We start from the raw sequence: 17,186 nt of genomic DNA, 5'->3' as shown, positions 1-17,186 counted from the left end.
TGAACCTTTCGGAGACAAAGCCGGCTCCAGACGTGGTTTTCCGGCTGAAAAAACTTCCAAACACCGGAATGTGGCCATTCTGTAACGGGCAGAACCGTTGACATCATTTGCCCCCCCTCTTATCTGTCACGCAATCTCGCGTCCAGATGCGTTTCGGGGTGTCGTTCGTCATTTGTGCGTTATTGCCGATGACGCTGAAAGCGCCCGACGAAACGAAATTTCAGAAAGGGCCAGTTGGATGGTCAGTCTCGGCGGCATCGCCCGCAAATTGTTTGGCTCGTCAAACGATCGCCGCGTTCGTTCCTATCGCACCAATATTGCAGCCATCGGCGCGCTCGAAGATGAGCTGAAGGCGCTTTCGGATGAAGCACTTGCTGCAAAGACGGTGGAGTTTCGCCAGCAGCTGGCCGAAGGCAAGACGCTCGACAGCCTGCTGATCCCAGCCTTTGCCGTTGCGCGCGAGGCTTCGCGCCGCGTTCTCGGCATGCGTCCCTTCGACGTTCAGTTGACCGGCGGCATGATCCTCCATCAAGGCGCGATCGCCGAAATGAAGACCGGTGAAGGCAAGACGCTGGTGGCAACACTTGCCGTCTACCTCAATGCCCTGGCTGGCAACGGCGTGCATGTGGTGACGGTCAACGACTACCTCGCCAAGCGCGACGCCAGCATCATGGGCCGCCTCTATGGCTTCCTTGGCCTGACCACCGGCGTGATCGTGCATGGCTTGGACGACGACGAGCGCCGCGACGCTTATGCCTGCGACATCACCTACGCGACGAACAACGAACTCGGCTTCGATTATCTTCGCGACAACATGAAGTACGACAAGGCGCAGATGGTCCAGCGCGGCCACAACTACGCCATCGTCGACGAAGTCGACTCCATTCTGGTCGATGAGGCGCGCACGCCGCTGATCATTTCCGGTCCGCTGGATGACCGCTCCGATCTCTACAATACGATCGACGCCTTCATTCCGATGCTGACGCCGGAAGATTATGAAATTGACGAGAAGCAGCGCTCGGCGAACTTCTCCGAGCAGGGCACCGAAAAGCTCGAAAATCTTCTGCGTGACGCAGGCCTTCTCAAGGGTGAATCGCTCTATGACGTGGAGAACGTGGCCATCGTTCACCACATCAACAACGCTCTGAAGGCACACAAGCTCTTCCAGCGCGACAAGGACTACATCGTCCGCAACGGCGAGATCGTCATCATCGACGAATTCACCGGCCGCATGATGCCGGGTCGCCGTTACTCCGAAGGTCAGCACCAGGCGCTTGAGGCCAAGGAAAAGGTGCAGATCCAGCCGGAAAACCAGACGCTGTCGTCCGTCACTTTCCAGAACTATTTCCGCATGTACACCAAGCTTGCCGGCATGACCGGTACGGCCTCGACGGAAGCGGAAGAATTCAACAACATCTACGGCCTCGACGTCGTGGAAGTCCCGACAAACCTGCCGATCCAGCGTATCGACGAAGACGACGAGGTTTACCGGACCGGCGAAGAGAAATTCAAGGCGATCATCGAAGAGATCCGTGCGGCGCATGAGCGCAACCAGCCGGTTCTCGTCGGCACGACCTCGATCGAAAAATCCGAACTGCTCGCCACCATGCTGCGCCAGACGGGCTTTGAGAACTTCCAGGTTCTGAACGCCCGCTATCATGAGCAGGAAGCCTATATCGTCTCGCAGGCAGGCGTGCCCGGCGCTGTGACCATCGCCACCAACATGGCGGGCCGCGGTACGGACATCCAGCTTGGCGGCAACGTCGACATGCGCCTTGAGCGTGAACTGGAAGGCATGGAGCCTGGTCCGGAGCGCGACGCCAAGGAACAGGCGATCCGCGACGAGATCAAGGTTCTGAAGGAAAAGGCGCTTGCGGGCGGCGGCCTCTACGTCATCGCCACCGAGCGTCACGAAAGCCGCCGTATCGACAACCAGCTGCGCGGCCGTTCCGGTCGTCAGGGCGACCCAGGACGCTCGAAGTTCTATCTGTCGCTCCAGGACGACCTGATGCGCATCTTCGGATCCGACCGTATGGACTCGATGCTGCAAAAGCTGGGCCTCAAGGAAGGCGAAGCGATCGTCCATCCGTGGATCAACAAGGCTCTCGAACGCGCGCAGAAGAAGGTGGAAGCCCGCAACTTCGAAACGCGTAAGAACCTGCTGAAGTACGACGACGTTCTCAACGACCAGCGTAAGGTCATCTTCGAACAGCGCCTCGAGCTGATGGAAGCCGACAATATCGGCGAGACCGCAGCGGACATGCGCAACGAAGTGATCGAAGCCCTTGTCGGCAAGCACATCCCTGAAAACGCCTATGCGGAACAATGGGATATCGAAGGCCTCAAGGCTGGCGTTCAGCAGTCTCTCAACCTCGACCTGCCGCTCGACGATTGGGCCAAGGAAGAGGGTATTGCCGAAGACGATATTCTTCAGCGCATCACCGAAGCTGCAGACAAGGTCATGACAGACAAGGCCGAGCGTTTCGGTCCTGAAGTGATGACCTATGTCGAGCGCTCCGTCATTCTTCAGACGATCGACCATCTGTGGCGCGAACACATCGTCAACCTCGATCACCTGCGCTCTGTCGTCGGCTTCCGCGGTTACGCACAGCGCGATCCACTTCAGGAATACAAGGCGGAAGCCTTCGAACTCTTCCAGGCCTTGCTCGCCAATCTGCGTGAAGCGGTCACCGCCCAGCTGATGCGTGTCGAACTGATGCGCGATCCGCCACCGCCCGCTGAGCTTCCGGAAATGACGGCGCATCATCTCGACCCGATCACCGGTGAGGATGAATTTGCCGTGGCCTCCGCCGGCAATGGGGACGTCTATGTTCCACCGGAACAGCGCAATCCAAACGATCCGTCCACATGGGGCAAAGTCGGCCGCAACGAGGCCTGCCCCTGCGGATCCGGCAAGAAGTACAAGCACTGCCACGGTGTTTTCGAGCAGGCTTGATCCTTACCGTTGAAAACAATGAGCGCGTCATCTGAGTTTAAATCAGGTGGCGCGCTTTTCTTTTAAGGTCACGCCATGGGACAGCCCCACGGTGACCGCTTTTCCTCACAGACTGTGAAACCGATCTTAAGGCTTGAGCGGAAGTTGAAGGGCCAGTGTCTTCAACTCCAGCGTCCAAGCCTCGCGAGCCTCGGCGGTGGTGAGGTTGTGATCGGCCTTAGGGATCGTGACGACCTTAGGCGTGCCGTATGAACCTCTCAACAGGCGCCCGCGCCGGCAGAAGTTGCGCTCAAGCATTCCAAAACCAGCGTCTCCCTCGGAGTAGATTAAGGTGACCCTTGTATCGTTTTGGGCCAGCTTGCCGAAGTCGCGCGAGAGCGAACGGGCGCGCTCGGAAAAATAAGGGTACTTCACTGAAAGCGGGGTGAGAAAGGAAAACGCCTTCCCCACCAACGCCTTGAAAAGATTGGAGAGGCCGCTTACCACGCGCACCTCACCCCGCATCACCCGCTTCCAGAGCGCTCCACTCATAAACTTGGAGCCATATCCAGACAGCGACTGACGGGTTGAGCGGAGAAACAGGTTCACATCTACGTCGGCTGGAATATAGAGATCGTAGAGATTGACCGGCACGCAGCCCTTGATCCGCGGGTCTTTTACGGCGCTCTTGAAGGCGACCCACGCGCCGCTGCAACGTCCGGTCACGACGACGGGAAGCTGGTTTTCCGCTTCGAGAAAATCGACGGCAGCCATGACGTCGGTCAATTGGCTCGCATGATAGAGAATCTGCTCCGGCGCGCCCGCAGCAGGCGGGCTATCGGCAACATTTGCGCCATCGAAGCGAAGCGAGGCAATGCCTTGGCGGGCAAGCTCTCTGCACATCTGAGCTGATATACGCCCCCATCCCGACATGCGTTCATAGCCTGTTGGAGACACGATCACGGTGGCACCTTGTCGCTGACCAAGGGGCTCGCACATGATGCCGTAGAGCCGCTTGTGATCGCCAAAGCGGACCGGGCGCTCTTGGTATCCATCACCCGTCAGCGGACGCGAAGAGAGGCCTTGAAACAAGGCTTCCTGCTGCAGCATTGCAGTCTTGCCGCCCTGCTTTGCCGCGACGTCGGCAGCCCAGCCAGAGAGCATCTCGATGGCCTTTAAGGACGGAACCGAGAAAAGCACGTCGCGTACAAAGTTGTTGTAGCCGGGAAACACAACCGCCCGCAGCTCGGTATCGAGAGCGGCAAGATGGGTTGCGAACTGCTCGTCGGCCGGACGGTTTTCCTGCTTCAGGAGAAAAATATTTGGTGCAGGTACGCTTGTGGAGGACGATATGGCGATCGTCCGAAGACTGGCGGCAAGACTATCCGGGAAGACCTGTTCGCCCATGGCGGGGCCTGATGCCTGCGCCCTATGCTGCAGGGCATCGGGATTGGCGACACGACTCAAGGCCACGAACTCTCGAAGCCAGTGCCGCCCGGACAAAGCGGGAGCGGCAAGCGCAAGACCAACCACATTGTCCATGGTTTCCGCAGCCTTCCAGGCCAGCAGTGCGCCAAGACCATGGCCAATGAGGATCAACTGGCGGACCTGAGACAGTTCCCGCAGCTTTGATGCTGCCGCACGAATGCTGTCGAGCCATAGATCGAGACCCTCGTCGTAGTCGACTGGATCGATTGCGTCACCCGTTCCAGGATAGTCGTAGCGCATGCTCGAGAGGCCGCGCGTCGCAAGATCGCCAGCAAGCAATCGCCAGAATTTGCGTGCGCATAATTCTTCAAAGCCCCAGGAACTGACGAACAGTACCGCCGTGTCGGCACCCTCACCGCTCAAGGAAACATCCGCCGGCTTATAAAGACCGACCGTGTTTGCAAATGTAACCGGATGGTCGACAGATGTCTGCTGCGTAGACACAGACATCTGACTGGAAGCGAAACCGGCGTTCATGTTCAATTCCCCTGCTCGCACCTATGGAGCGAAAGCAAAAATCGGACAATCGGCTAAATAAAATCTAAAGATACTGTGATTTTCCAAAGTTATTACTTTAGAGAGCCTGAAGATGTAGATGATCCGGCCTCTGCGCCTCAACCAGAAGTGCGTTCAACCGTTCGTAGTAGCGCGATGCTTCAGCCGTCCCTTTAAAGCCCCGGATACCTGGAAAAAGTTTATCGCGCTCCGCCCACCAATTTCCATGACCGATCTTAAGCGCCTTTTCCATCACCCCGGCGAGCGATCCGGCCACACTTGGATCATAGCACCAGCCCGTTTTCATATCTTCCACGATCTCGGGCGTACCGCCGAGATTGGTGGCGATGATCGGCACACCATAGGCCGCGGCTTCGATCAGGATGAGGCTTTGAGGCTCGCGCCAGCGAGAGGGTAGAATGACAGCATCCGCCACTCCGTAGACCTCCTCCGGCGGCGTAAAGCCCATAAAGGTGACTGGCGCGCCGTTGGCGATGGACTGCAGGTGACGGACATAATCTTCGCGGCCTCGACCCGCAATGATAAGCTTGGCAGACCGGCGGTTCGGCATGTCGACAAAGGCGCGGATGAGATCTTCGATACCCTTTTCTTCCGACAGAGCCCCGAGATAGCCAAAGGTGAAGATATCACTACGAGCGCTATCGCGTCCAACGAAAGGCCGATGAAGCTTATCCTCTCGGAGGTTCTCGTTTCTCAGCACGTGCCAGTCCGCTTTGGTGAGAACGCCTGCCCGAAGATAGGTCTGTTTAAGCGCCTCGCTCACCGCAATCGCGGTCATTCCCTCGCCATCAGACTTCAGCCTCGACGTCAGAACACGGCATTTGAGGCACGGGGTGTCGCAATTTCCGCCGGCGCTGAACATGCTCGATTTTGGACAAAGCAGAGCGTAGTCATGCAGATGCACACATAAGGGAATATTCAATTGCCGGCTGGCCTCGAAGAGCGCCGGCTGCATGCGTGCCGAGTTATGCGCGTAGACGAGGTCCACCTGCTCACGCGCGAAGATCTCCTTGATTTCCTTCGCTGAAACGGCACCCACTGACGCCTTGAAATGCCAGCGCGCTTTCTCGATGCGCCCGACCAACGGCTTCTTATGTCCAGGGAGGTAGCTGTTGTGCCAATTCACCCGGACGACTCTGATACCGTCGTCACCCGTCGCTTCGCCCGTCGGCGCCAACCTGTCGCCACTCATACCGAGCGAGAGAACGAAGACCTCGTGATGGCGCGCCAACTCCCGAGCGCACATACGCGCCACGATCTCCGCACCGCCCTCTTCCTGGGGCGCGAATGTCTGGGCTACGATACAAATCCGCATCGACTGGATTCACTTTCTTTCAACTGGCGCTCTGCCAGTCGATTATTACATTTAAGTATCTTCAATTTTACTTAAAGCTGCTCGACAATATCAAGAAGGCGACCTGCGCTCCTGTCCCAAGAAAATTCTTGAGCGCGCAGGTAGCCACGCTCTATCATCTTTGCACGATGTTCTGGGTTGTGCAAAATCTCGTTGATCGCGCGCGCCATGTCGTCCGGTCGAAGGGGATCGAAGAACAGTGCCGCATCGCCGCAGACTTCCCGGGTCGGCGGAATGTCCGATGCCAGCACAGGGCAACCGAGCAACATGGCCTCCAGCGGCGGAATGCCGAACCCTTCGTAAAGGCTGGGAAAAAGAAGCGCAGTCGCTCCGGCATAAAGTCCAGCAATTTCCTCATCGGACAGGCGGCCTGTGAAGACGATCTTATCGGTGACAGAATTTGCTTGCGGTTCGGACGTCTCATAGGATTGAAAAACGCTGGATGCGGGCGCGCCTGCAATGACGAACTTGGGCGCCGCTGGACCCATCATTCGGATAGCGTCCATGGCGCGCCGAATATTCTTGTTCGGCGTACGCGAGCCGACGAACAGGAGATAGGGCTCATCCGCAAGCCCCAATCGCGACACCACAGTCTCATCCCTGGCAATTGCAGCCATGTGCTCGCAGCTGTTAGAAACGACAGCGACATCCTTCGTGCCGAAGGCACTTTCGAGCTCTCGCTTTGAAAACTCCGATACCGTAGCGATTTTTCCGCGGCGCGCGAGAAGACGGCCCAACAAACCGTGAACCAGCCTGTACTTGCGCGAAAAATTCTCCGGCGTGCGGAAAATCATCGCATCGTGAACGACTGTAACCGCGCGCGAATGAAGGATGGGGCCGCTATTTCCAAGGTTGATAAGCCTGCCGTGCCGGGCGGCTTTGTAGAGGTTCGTCTGTTCCCAGACATGCCCAGAAGACCGGCCCGCAGCCCGCTGCGTGATCGCACGCAGAGGCAGTCTTTCCGTGGTACCCTCCGGCGTCAGCAGCACCCACTCGTCTGCGGTGGGGTTTTCGGCCAGCCTTTTGTCGAGAGCAATGACGACCTCCCGGGCAAAACGCTGCACCCCACTCGTCGTTTGAGTGAGGAAGCGCCCATTGATGAAGGTGGTCATGCCAGCACACGCACCTCGGCGGTTTGCTTGCCCGTTATCTGGTCATAGAGATCGACAATATCGCCGTTCATCCTGTCGCTCTGATAACGGGACAGAAAACGCATATATCCCGCAAGGCCCATCTCGCGCCAACCCGCTCTATCGCGCGCCACGATCGTTTGCGCCAGAGCGTCACTATCGCCAGCGGGAACCAGAAAGCCCGTCTGACCATGGCGTACGATCGAGCGAAGGCCACCGACTGCAGAAGCAATCACCGGCTTCCTGGCACGCATTGCTTCCACAGCAACAAGGCCAAAACCCTCCCAACGCGACGGCATGACCACCACGTCGCAGGCATTCATATAGCCTGCAATCTCCTCGGGCGATTTCCATCCCAAAAGCTCGACATTGTCCGGAACCGAGATGGGCTTGTTTTGCTCTTCCTTCGTCGTGACATGAGCCCCGATGACTTTGACTGCGACCTCGCGACCGAGCGACTCGACGGCTTTCAAAAGCACATCGACACCCTTTTGCCGGTCGAGGCGTCCAACAAACAGCACCTTGAGACGCGGATCGCTCCATTCCACCGGAACCGCGACGGGCCGATTGCTCGACAGGCCGTTTTCGATCACGACCATCCGGTCGGGAGAAATACCGGCTTCGATCCCTCTGTCATATTCGTGCTGTGAGATGGCGACGATCTTCTGGCACAAGGGCGCAAGCAGACGCTCACCCAGCTTTGCAACAGGACGCAGAGGGCCAAGCGTCTCCATGTCGAAAGACCATCCATGCGGACAGTAGACGACAGGGGGGAAATTTCGATTGAGCGCGCCGACTAAGCGCACCGCCAGACCTGCAAAGGTCGAATGGGCATGCACGACATCCGGACGAAACGATTGCACTTCTTCCGTGACCGCACGTGCCAGCGCCGCAAGGGATTTGTACCGGCCATTCCTTCGGAACGTGGCGATACAGGACAATGGAATATTTTGCACATGAGACAAGTGTCGGTCTGGGACGATCACCCTGACATTCGCCGCGCCGTATTTTGCCACCTGATGGGGCGCCACCTCACTGAGATATGTCGCAGGCCCACCCGGCAGTGTTTCAAAAACGTGCAGAACCCTCATTGTCTCTTCCCTTGGGCCACCCATTGACGTGGGTATACGCGGCGTTGTTGTTTTTGTTGCCCAGCGATTTTGTAAAACAGAATTCATGCGCTCGCCACCGATTTGCTCAACTGCGCCCTTCCTCCCGACTTCGAAGTGAAGAACTCTTGATTGATGCAATGACTTTAGACATGCTTTCTCAAGGAAGGTTTATTCAACATATTTAAAGAGTTGTTTGCGATTTAGGAACAATTGTAACGAACCACTCCCGATCAACGAGGGGAAGACGCGTGAAAATCTGCATCGTCTCGCAGACTTTTGCTCCCCAGGCAGAGGGAGGCGCTGAGATATCGGCACGCGCGGGAGCAATCGAGCTCGCCAAGACGCATGATGTGACCGTACTGGCGCTCGGAAAAGTCGGCGACCCTCTGGTGCCGCCAGGGGAAACCAGACTTGCCGGCAATGTACGCGTGGTTCGACTGCCCTGGAAGAACAGCTACCTGCCCGGCCACCTCAAGCCCTCGGTCAACTTTGCTCGTCGTGCCGCATGGCATCTGCGCACGGCCTTTGGCGCGCTTTGCGTGGAAGGACTTGCAGAATTTTTCAGGCGCGAGAATTTCAATCTCATCTACGCGCAAAACTCCTCCTACATGCAGCCAGCGATTTTTCAGGCAGCCGAGGACGCAGGGATACCGATCTGTCTGCATCTTCGAGACTACGCCTTGCTCTGTCCCAAGACCAGCATGTTCCGAAGAGAGGATAATTGCGTAACGCCTTGCTTCGACTGCAGCCTGATCAATCGTCGCTTGAGACTACGCGGAAACGGCATGACGGTGATTGCCGTCAGCAACTTCGTGAAGCAGCGTTTCCTCGAAAACGGTGTTTTGGCAGAAGCTGACTGGCATGTCATGCACAACAAGAACACGCCGCTGCAATCCTTCGACACAAGCGCCATTGGACGCACAACACCGGTGGAGCCCATATTTACCTTCGGTTACCTCGGTGCGCTGGCAAAGGAAAAGGGCGTTCCCGATTTGATCAAGGCCTTCAAGGCTTTGCCTGCGGGGAGCAATGCCCGCCTGGTCCTCGCGGGACGCGGTCGCCCGGGTGAGGAAGACCGTATCAAACGTCTTGGCTCAGTGGCCAATGTCGAGTTTCGCGGTTTCGTCACGCCACAGGAAATATATCGCATCGCCGATGCTGTCGTCGTTCCCTCTCTCTGGCACGAGCCGCAAAGCCGTATCCTCGTTGAGGCTGGCGTCTATGGTGTTCCCGTCATTGGCAGCACGAGAGGCGGAACGCCGGAAATCATCGAAGCAGGAAAAACCGGCTGGTGCTACGATCCGGAGCAGCCGGGCGCGCTTGCCGGACTGCTGGCGAAAGCAGTCTCGATCGGCCCGGAGCGTTGGTGGCAGAGACGCGACGAGCTGTTCCCAGGGATCGCCTCATTTGATGGAACGGCGGAGCAATCCGGTTATTATGACCGCCTGGAAAAGATCCTGACCAAAGCCGCTCTCGGCAAGGCGGCGTAAACGTCGTTGCCCGACAACAAACATGGTCAACAATATCTTAAGAGATTTTGGGCATGGTGATGGCAACGAAACGTAGCCTGAACCGAAGCGGGTTCAGCTGGCCGATTTTTGCAGCCCGGCACGTGAACAAGGCTTGGAAATGTCCAATCTCGCTTGGCTCATCCTCATTCTCGGCTGGTTGATCTTCGTCCTCTATTACATCAGCTCCTTCTTGCGATGGGGTGTGCTGACACTCTCCTCCTATTTCTGGCTTCGTTATACCGTCCTGCCAGTCCTCATCATGCCCATCTTCGCCGGCTCGGAGAAGAATATGGAGGCGGTTGGTGGTGCAATCTTTGCCATCCGGCAGCACCTCGACCAGGCCTTCTTTCTCTCGGTGCTTGGCGTCGTCTTTCTCATTGTCGGCATGGGCCTTGCGACATTCAGCTCAGGCCGAAGCTACCTCTTCGACTTCATTGAAAGCGGTTACTCGTTCTGGCAGACGCGTACCGGCGCTTGGCTGTCCTTCCTCATCATTCTTCTGGCAACGGCGGGGCTGTTCGCTCTGGGAGTGAGGCCCTTTGAGGGTCGCGAATTCGCGTTCGAAAATCCCTCGATCCGCCCGGTCATCAACCTCTACGCTGTCATTCTTCCGACCACCGCGATCAGCCTGCTGGTCTATGGTTTTGCCGGGGGCCGGAAATTCATTGCCATGGGCCTCTTCTGCAGCGTCCTTGGCTTGATGATCGGTACGCGCGGCGCCAGTATCGAAGCGCTCTTCGCCTTCGTCATATGCATCATCATCGCCTACCGATACCGCAACCTCCTCGTCTTCGGTGCTTCCGCCTTCGCGTTTATCCTCGTCGCCGTGGGCCTCGGCATATTGCGCTCGTCTGCAGATGGCCAGGCGGCACCCGACTTGATCGACAGCCTGAGCGCCCAGATCTTCTACGGCAACAACTTCTCGGATTTTCGCGACTACGCGTGGATCTTGAGCGGCTTCAAAGGCCAGTTCTACCACGGCATGACCTATCTGGCCGGCTACACCGCACTGATCCCCGCCTTCATCAGCGAGTTTCGAAACGACTACCGCACCGGCGTCATCACCACGACGCTCGCAGGGCTCGATCCCGAATTCCATGCTGGCCTGCGACCGACCCTCTTCGGCGAGGCCTATCTCAATTTCGGCATCCCCGGCATCATCTTTGCCGCGACGCTTTTCGGCTTCTACTTCGGCAAGCTGCATCTTTGGGTCCACACGGACCTGCCACGCAATGGCTTAGGGGTGAGGCGCGTGGCCTGCGGTTACATCGCATTCCTGTTCCTGTTCAACGCGGTCTTCACCCCGAGCTTCTACTACGTCTATGTTGTGTCGGCGTGGCTCCTGGGCGGCATCATCCTGTCGTGGCTTCTCACTGTCCCCAATCGCACGGACACCAACGACCTCCCCTCGGCAGGCTGATCACCCCTCCGCCGATGTGCGAAACCGCCCTTTGGGATTAGCGCGCCAGAAGGTGCCCAGCCAGGCATCTGTTGATGGTGGACGGAAGGCGCCAAATCCCGACGTCGGAGAGAAGGTCATTTCCCCGAAAACCGGTCCTGACGGCTTGTCGTAAAAGTCGATGCGAACAAATTCGAAGCCCTGCGCCAGGGTGCGGGCCGCGGCGAGAATGGCATCGAGATGCGGAGGACGCGGCAATTCCTTGTCTTCCATCGGGTAGTAGTGGCCGAAGGACAGCTTATTCCAATGTTCGTCATAAAAGCAGCGGCGGTGATCGCTGAAGCGCGCCGTATCGATCTGGATGCAGGGAATATCGTCCTCGAAGCAGAACAGCTTGTAATCGACCGGCGCTTCGCCGTTTTCGCCGATAAAGGGTTCGATGAAGAGTTCCGGTTCGATATGGTTGTACCATTCTTCCGCAAGACGCCAGGCGGTACGTCCCTGGAGCCAGAGGTCGCATTTCTCCTTGGCGCCGACGAGATCGTCGGGCCCATAGACGAAGATGTTCCGATCCGAACCGTGATTGACTTTGATGACATAGGGAAACGGCAAGGGCGGACAATCGTCGAGGTTCTTGCCCCGCCAAAGCGTCGGTGTCACCCATTCATCGCCAAGCACCTTGGCGACATGCGCTTTGACAGCGATCTTGTCGCTCAGCATGATCAATCGCGGATCGTCCGCAGGTTCACGCCACGCGATCTTGCGCGAAACCAGATGTTCGTTGAGTGTCTTGGGGTTATTGATGTTGGGCCAAAGCCGGTGATAGCGGAAATACTGCAGTTGGGTCGCCTGTTTGATCGGCAGGCTGTGTATGGTGGCGTGATAGAGCGCCTTTAGAAGCTTCCCCAACACGGTTTTCTGCGGTTGACCGACTGCCATGCCCATCCCCTTTGGCCTGCCCCCAGCAGGCATCAATTGCTTTAAATATTCCTTGAAGCTCGCCACAGCATGAGCGCCGAAACACTCGCCGTTATCAGGGCCGTCACAAGCGCTGCGAGCCCCGCTCCCATGAAGCCCAAGGTGCTGATGAGAAGAAAGCTCATGCCGATCGAGATAATAACGCTGGAAAGATTGACGACGGCGTAATGGCCGTCCTTTCTGAGGCTGCTCATGCCAAAACCCATGAGATCGGTGCAGGCGCGAACCGCAGCCGTGACCAGCAGCAGGGCAAAAACACCCTCGTGCTCAATAAGCGCAGGCATGTTCATAACCTCCACCACTACACTTCCCGCAACGAAAATCGCCACGCCGAGAATGAGGCCAGCCACGGCAGTCTTGGTAAATTGCCGGACCATCATCCGCCGCCATTCCCCGGCCGAGCCGTCGTTGTAAGCCTTGAATAATTTTGGGATGGCGATTTGCAGGACAGCCGTCGAGATCAGCGTCTGCAACGCATTCGCGAGCGACCAGTAGAAGGTATAGACCCCCGTCAATGACAAGGTCAGCAACAGCGAAATGATATAGCGATCGGCATAGACAAGGCCGACATTGCAAATCTCGCTGATGTGGATCATCCAGGAGCGGCGCATGCGGCTCTTGATCCAGTCATAGCGCACCGGTGCTTTGGCGATGCGCGCAAGCGGCCAATGGCGCAGGGCGTAAAACAGGCCGACAAACATGCCGATATATCCGAGCGACCAGCCGACGAACACTGTTTCAACGTTGCGGAATGCTGGGAAGGCGAGACCCAAAGCAATCACGGGTAAGACCCAGGACGTCGTTCGCAGGAAGAAAAGGATATTGGCCGCGCTTGCCATCTCCTTGGAGATCAAGGGCATGTGGATGTCGCAGGAGATCGTCTCCAGCCAGACGATGATCAGGATGACGACGTACAGAGGTTTGAGCGGATAACCGAGTGTGAACGCCGCAGCGACGGCCAGCAGCGTCATCAGGGACAGGGACGCAATCGTCACCGCAAGCCGCGTCTTCATATAGGCGCCGGTCACGCCGTTCGATTTACCGCTGACATCGCGGGCGATGAAGTAGTTGAGTCCCCATCCGAGGATTGCCGGCGCGGTTGTGACGACGCCGAGCGCCAGGCCATAGATGCCCGCCGCCTCCAGCCCCATAAACTTAACGATATAGAAAGACAGAGCGAAGCGCAGAACGAGCGTCGATCCGCGAAGTCCGGTATTGAAGAGAATACTGAGGCCGGTGGCTCCAAGGCCCTTCTGCCAGAATGGGATGCGCTTCATGGCGAGATGCCTACCGTCTGCCAAGACCGGGCCTCAATAATGCAGGCCGGTACGGTCTTGGCGAACCACCCGTGCCTGCTTGAGCCCACTTTCTTCGAGAGCCACGAGCGAGAGAACGGTGCTTCCGGCATCGTCCTCATTCTGCATGAGAACGACCTCGTCGACCATCTTGGCAATCGGTGCGGAGATGGGATGCGCACTGGCAATCCCGCCATCGACAACGATCAGATCGAAAGCCTCGTTTTCGTCGCTCACCATTTTGCCCGACAGATGAGCCTGAAGATCGGCACCGGCGGGCAGGAATTTCATCAGCGCCGTGTCTTCGAAATCCACAATTCCCCCACGCTCATCACTATCTGTGACAGGCTTGTCTGCGGCGGCGGAGGATGCGTCCAGCAACATGCGCGTCAATGCCGGATCACGGCTAGCGCCGTCCGCCAACAGCACGCGCCGCCCCAGGCGCGCGGCAGCATAGGCCAGGTTGAATGCGGCATGCGAGGCGCGATTTTGCGGGCCGACGGCAGCCACCAGCACGGCATATCCCTGTGCCAAAGGAACCGAAGAGCACAGTTCCTTCACAAGCCCCGCATAGTCGTCCTTCTCATTGGCCAGAAGCGCGCGGCTGCGCTTGGCAGGTACGATGCCTGACGCAAGAGTCACGGGTTCGGGAACAGGCTCTGGCGAAGCAACAGGTGCAACCGTCGAAACCGGCGTCGGTGGAACAGTCTGAAGCTTTTCTTCATGCGGCGTGACTGCAGTCTTTTCCGGCTTCGCCTTTTTAAAGCGATTGACAAGGGAGGGGGTAGCAGCAGCGACCGCCGAGCTTCGTCCCCCGAACTGGTCGCGCAGCACCAGAATACCGGCTGCCAGGATCATGCCGAAGAGTCCGGCACCGGTGGCGAGCAAGGCTCTCGGTGGTCCGGCCTTCTTCAACGGCGCCTCGGCAACGGAAATGATCCGCGAATTTTCCGTCGGCGTTCCCTGCTGCTCGGAAAGCTGGCGCGTCCGCAGCAGAAAGGATTCGTAGACGGCACGATCGCTGTCGAGCTTGCGCTGAAGCTCGCGCAGTTGCACCATCGTGCTTTCTTCGCCGTTTTGATTGCGTGTCAGGCGGTCAAGATTGGCCTGAAGAAGGGCCAACTGGTTTTTCAGCCGGTCGAGATTGCGCGACGTGGTGGTGGAGAAATTGCGAAGCTGGTCGTCGAGGATGGTGGCAAGCGACTGCGTTCTCGCTCTTGCGGCTTGAAGCGCTGGATGCTGCGCGCCGAGCGAGGTTGCTAGAACGGCCTGTTCCTCCTGGCTTTGCTGGTACCGGGCCCTGAGCGAAATGATCGAGGGAGTCAGCGAGGAATCGGGGATCGATCGCAGATATTGCCGGTCGTTACGCGCCTGCCTCAGTTCGGAAACCAGTGCCTCGTTCTCCGCAATCGTGCCGGATAGACGCGCAATCTCCGCATTGGTGTCGGAAATCTGCTGCTCGATATCGGGACGCCCGGCGACATTGGCGAGGTTATGGGTTGCCCTGTAGGTCTGAACGGCACGGTCGCCATCTTCCACGGCCTTTCGCAGTTGCTCCAACTGTGCGGAGAGGCCACCACCCGTGCGCTTCAGCGTGTCGGCATTCATCTCCGAACGGAGTTCCAGGTAGGTATCGGCAATCGTATTGGCGAGCTTTGCCGCCTGCTCCGGGCTGCTGGATCTCACAGTGACATTGACGATGAAGCTCTTGCCGACGATGGCAACAGACTCGGCCTTGCGCAGTCTGTCGACCGCAAGCTGCGTGCGGCTTTTGCTGTCGGTATATTCGGAATTGTATGCACCGAAGTCTGGATCGTTCTGCAGATTTTCCTTTTCGACGACGCGGGTCAGAAGCTCATTCGACGTCAGCAGATATTGCTGGTTCAGCACGTGGGAATCGACCGCTCGCGGCTGGGCGGTTAGATCGCTGTCCAAAATCCTGGAGCCTTCCGGATCAAGCAGGATTTGAGTTGTCGCAGAATAGTAATTGGGGATGAGCAGCGACACGCCGAAGGCGGCAGAGGCCAGAAGCAGTCCGCTCAAAAGGATGATGAGGATATTACGCCATAGAAGAGCGAAGAGCCGCAGCAGGTTTTCCGGTCCATGCGTGGGTTCGCGATAGCTCGCCCCGTCCATCACGCCCTGATTCATCGCCATCTCAGTTCACCGGCCCATAACGCAAACACATAAAAGCAGACGAGGAACTGGTGAGGACAACATCACCATGACCCGCGCGACAGAGATGTCCAAGCTTAAGGATGGCCGCTTCAGTATATCGGCACTCCAGCACAGACACTCTCTGGATCACCCTAGAACAGCACCTGTTAACATACCGTTTGTCGCGTATTGGCGAGCTATAATGCAAGAAGGCCGAGGAGCAGGCGGCTCCCCGGCCTTCAATGTCTGTGCTGACTGTCGAAACCTCAGACGGCGATTTCGCGTCGCTCGCGATCGGTGATGATCGAGAGGTCGAGGATCTTCTGCAGGTTGGCCGCGTGACGGAAATCAGGATCGGCGACCCCACCTTCCATCACCGCCTTGGCGAATTTCTCGTAATTGGTCGGCACGGGTTCCGGCTCGATATCCCGCCAGACCGCCTTTTCGATATCCTCGCCAAGGCAACCGCGCAGCGTCGAATATTCCGGCGTATGGACGACCTCAAGCGCGCCCTTGTCGCCATGCAGGCGCAGGCGAAGCTCGTTGAGGTGGCCGGTCGCCCAACGGGTGGCGTGAATGACGCCCATGGCCCCGTTCTGCAATTCCGCCGTCATGGTGAAGCTGTCATTGGCATCAAGATCATAGACGTCGATCCGGTTGCCCTCATATTTGTCGAATGTCTTCAGACGCGTGAAGATGCGCTCCACATCGCTTCCCGCACCGTAGGACGCAAAGTCGAGAATGTGGATGCCGACATCGCCCAGCACGCCGTTTGAGCCGTGCTTGGTCGACAGGCGCCAGAGCCATTTGCTCTCCGTCATCCAGTCGCCCCAGGCTTTCGACACCAGCCAGCTCTGGAGATAGGATGCCTCCAGGTGACGAAGCTTGCCGATGCGTCCGTCAAGCACCATCTTGCGCGCTTCCTGTAGCGGCGCAACATTTCTATAGGTGAGGTTGACCATGGCAACGAGACCAGCCTGTTCGGCGGCATCCGCCATTTCGGCAGCCTTGCCATAGGTTTCCGCCAGCGGCTTTTCGCAGAAGACGTGTTTACCGGCAGCCAGAAGCTTGAGGCTGGTTGGATGGTGGATTGCGTCAGGCGTGACGTTCGCCACCGCATCGAACTCGCCCCAGGCAAGCGCATCGTCCAGCGAGGTGAAGGTCAGCGGAATGTTGTGGCGTGCGGCAAAGGCGCGGACGATCACCTCGTCCACGTCCACCGCTGCAACAGTTTCCACACCGGAGATTTGAGAGAAGTGGGTGGCGTGCGTGTTCGCCATGCCACCGGTACCGAGAATAAGAAGCTTCATG

Annotated in this window: 11 protein-coding genes; 3 read left to right on the top strand and 8 right to left on the bottom strand. The window is 57.8% G+C overall.

Annotated elements, in window-relative coordinates; all coding sequences use genetic code 11:
• The first annotated feature begins 238 nt into the window (after positions 1 to 238).
• Positions 239 to 2,956 (top strand): preprotein translocase subunit SecA, encoded by a 2,718-nt coding sequence (secA, locus tag ACTJK5_RS16610; protein WP_062423973.1) that lies wholly within the window; start codon positions 239 to 241, stop codon positions 2,954 to 2,956.
• A 126-nt stretch (positions 2,957 to 3,082) separates the two neighbouring features.
• Here secA and ACTJK5_RS16605 read toward each other — a convergent pair whose 3' ends face one another.
• From ACTJK5_RS16605 to ACTJK5_RS16590, 4 genes are all read right to left on the bottom strand, one after another.
• Positions 3,083 to 4,900, bottom strand: a complete 1,818-nt coding sequence (locus ACTJK5_RS16605) for an alpha/beta fold hydrolase (protein WP_440612857.1) — start codon at positions 4,898 to 4,900, stop codon at positions 3,083 to 3,085.
• A 97-nt stretch (positions 4,901 to 4,997) separates the two neighbouring features.
• Positions 4,998 to 6,254, bottom strand: coding sequence for a glycosyltransferase (locus tag ACTJK5_RS16600; RefSeq protein WP_440612856.1), 1,257 nt, complete (start codon positions 6,252 to 6,254; stop codon positions 4,998 to 5,000).
• A 71-nt stretch (positions 6,255 to 6,325) separates the two neighbouring features.
• Complete coding sequence (locus ACTJK5_RS16595; RefSeq protein WP_440612855.1) at positions 6,326 to 7,405, bottom strand: glycosyltransferase family 4 protein; 1,080 nt, start codon at positions 7,403 to 7,405, stop codon at positions 6,326 to 6,328.
• Entirely contained in the window at positions 7,402 to 8,514 is a 1,113-nt protein-coding gene (locus ACTJK5_RS16590) for a glycosyltransferase (protein ID WP_440612854.1), read from the bottom strand. Before ACTJK5_RS16590 ends, ACTJK5_RS16595 begins: the two co-directional genes overlap by 4 nt.
• Positions 8,515 to 8,783: 269 nt before the next feature.
• Here ACTJK5_RS16590 and ACTJK5_RS16585 point away from each other — a divergent pair, with 269 nt between their 5' ends.
• Entirely contained in the window at positions 8,784 to 10,025 is a 1,242-nt protein-coding gene (locus ACTJK5_RS16585) for a glycosyltransferase (protein ID WP_440612853.1), read from the top strand.
• A gap of 139 nt (positions 10,026 to 10,164) precedes the next feature.
• Positions 10,165 to 11,466: an O-antigen polymerase gene (locus tag ACTJK5_RS16580; protein ID WP_440612852.1), complete on the top strand. Its 1,302-nt coding sequence runs from the start codon at positions 10,165 to 10,167 to the stop codon at positions 11,464 to 11,466.
• Here ACTJK5_RS16580 and ACTJK5_RS16575 read toward each other — a convergent pair whose 3' ends face one another.
• The 4 genes from ACTJK5_RS16575 to ACTJK5_RS16560 all read right to left on the bottom strand — a co-directional run bounded on the left by ACTJK5_RS16575 (position 11,467) and on the right by ACTJK5_RS16560 (position 17,185).
• The gene (locus ACTJK5_RS16575) at positions 11,467 to 12,384 is read right to left on the bottom strand and encodes an ATP-grasp fold amidoligase family protein (protein WP_440612851.1); all 918 of its coding nucleotides are present in this window, start codon (positions 12,382 to 12,384) and stop codon (positions 11,467 to 11,469) included.
• 41 nt (positions 12,385 to 12,425) lie between these two features.
• Positions 12,426 to 13,700 carry a lipopolysaccharide biosynthesis protein gene (locus ACTJK5_RS16570; protein ID WP_343106916.1) on the bottom strand — a complete coding sequence of 425 codons (1,275 nt, stop codon included), beginning with the start codon at positions 13,698 to 13,700 and terminating at the stop codon, positions 12,426 to 12,428.
• A 33-nt stretch (positions 13,701 to 13,733) separates the two neighbouring features.
• Positions 13,734 to 15,875, bottom strand: coding sequence for a GumC family protein (locus tag ACTJK5_RS16565; protein ID WP_440612850.1), 2,142 nt, complete (start codon positions 15,873 to 15,875; stop codon positions 13,734 to 13,736).
• 266 nt (positions 15,876 to 16,141) lie between these two features.
• Positions 16,142 to 17,185, bottom strand: a complete 1,044-nt coding sequence (locus tag ACTJK5_RS16560) for a Gfo/Idh/MocA family protein (protein WP_062423962.1) — start codon at positions 17,183 to 17,185, stop codon at positions 16,142 to 16,144.
• Position 17,186 lies beyond the last annotated feature (1 nt).

The organism is Agrobacterium sp. 22094 (genome assembly GCF_052046015.1).
In the GTDB taxonomy this organism is placed as follows: Bacteria; Pseudomonadota; Alphaproteobacteria; order Rhizobiales; family Rhizobiaceae; genus Agrobacterium; species Agrobacterium cavarae.
The sequence above is the reverse complement of the archived record's forward strand: the minus strand, read 5'-3'. Positions and strand labels throughout refer to the sequence as shown.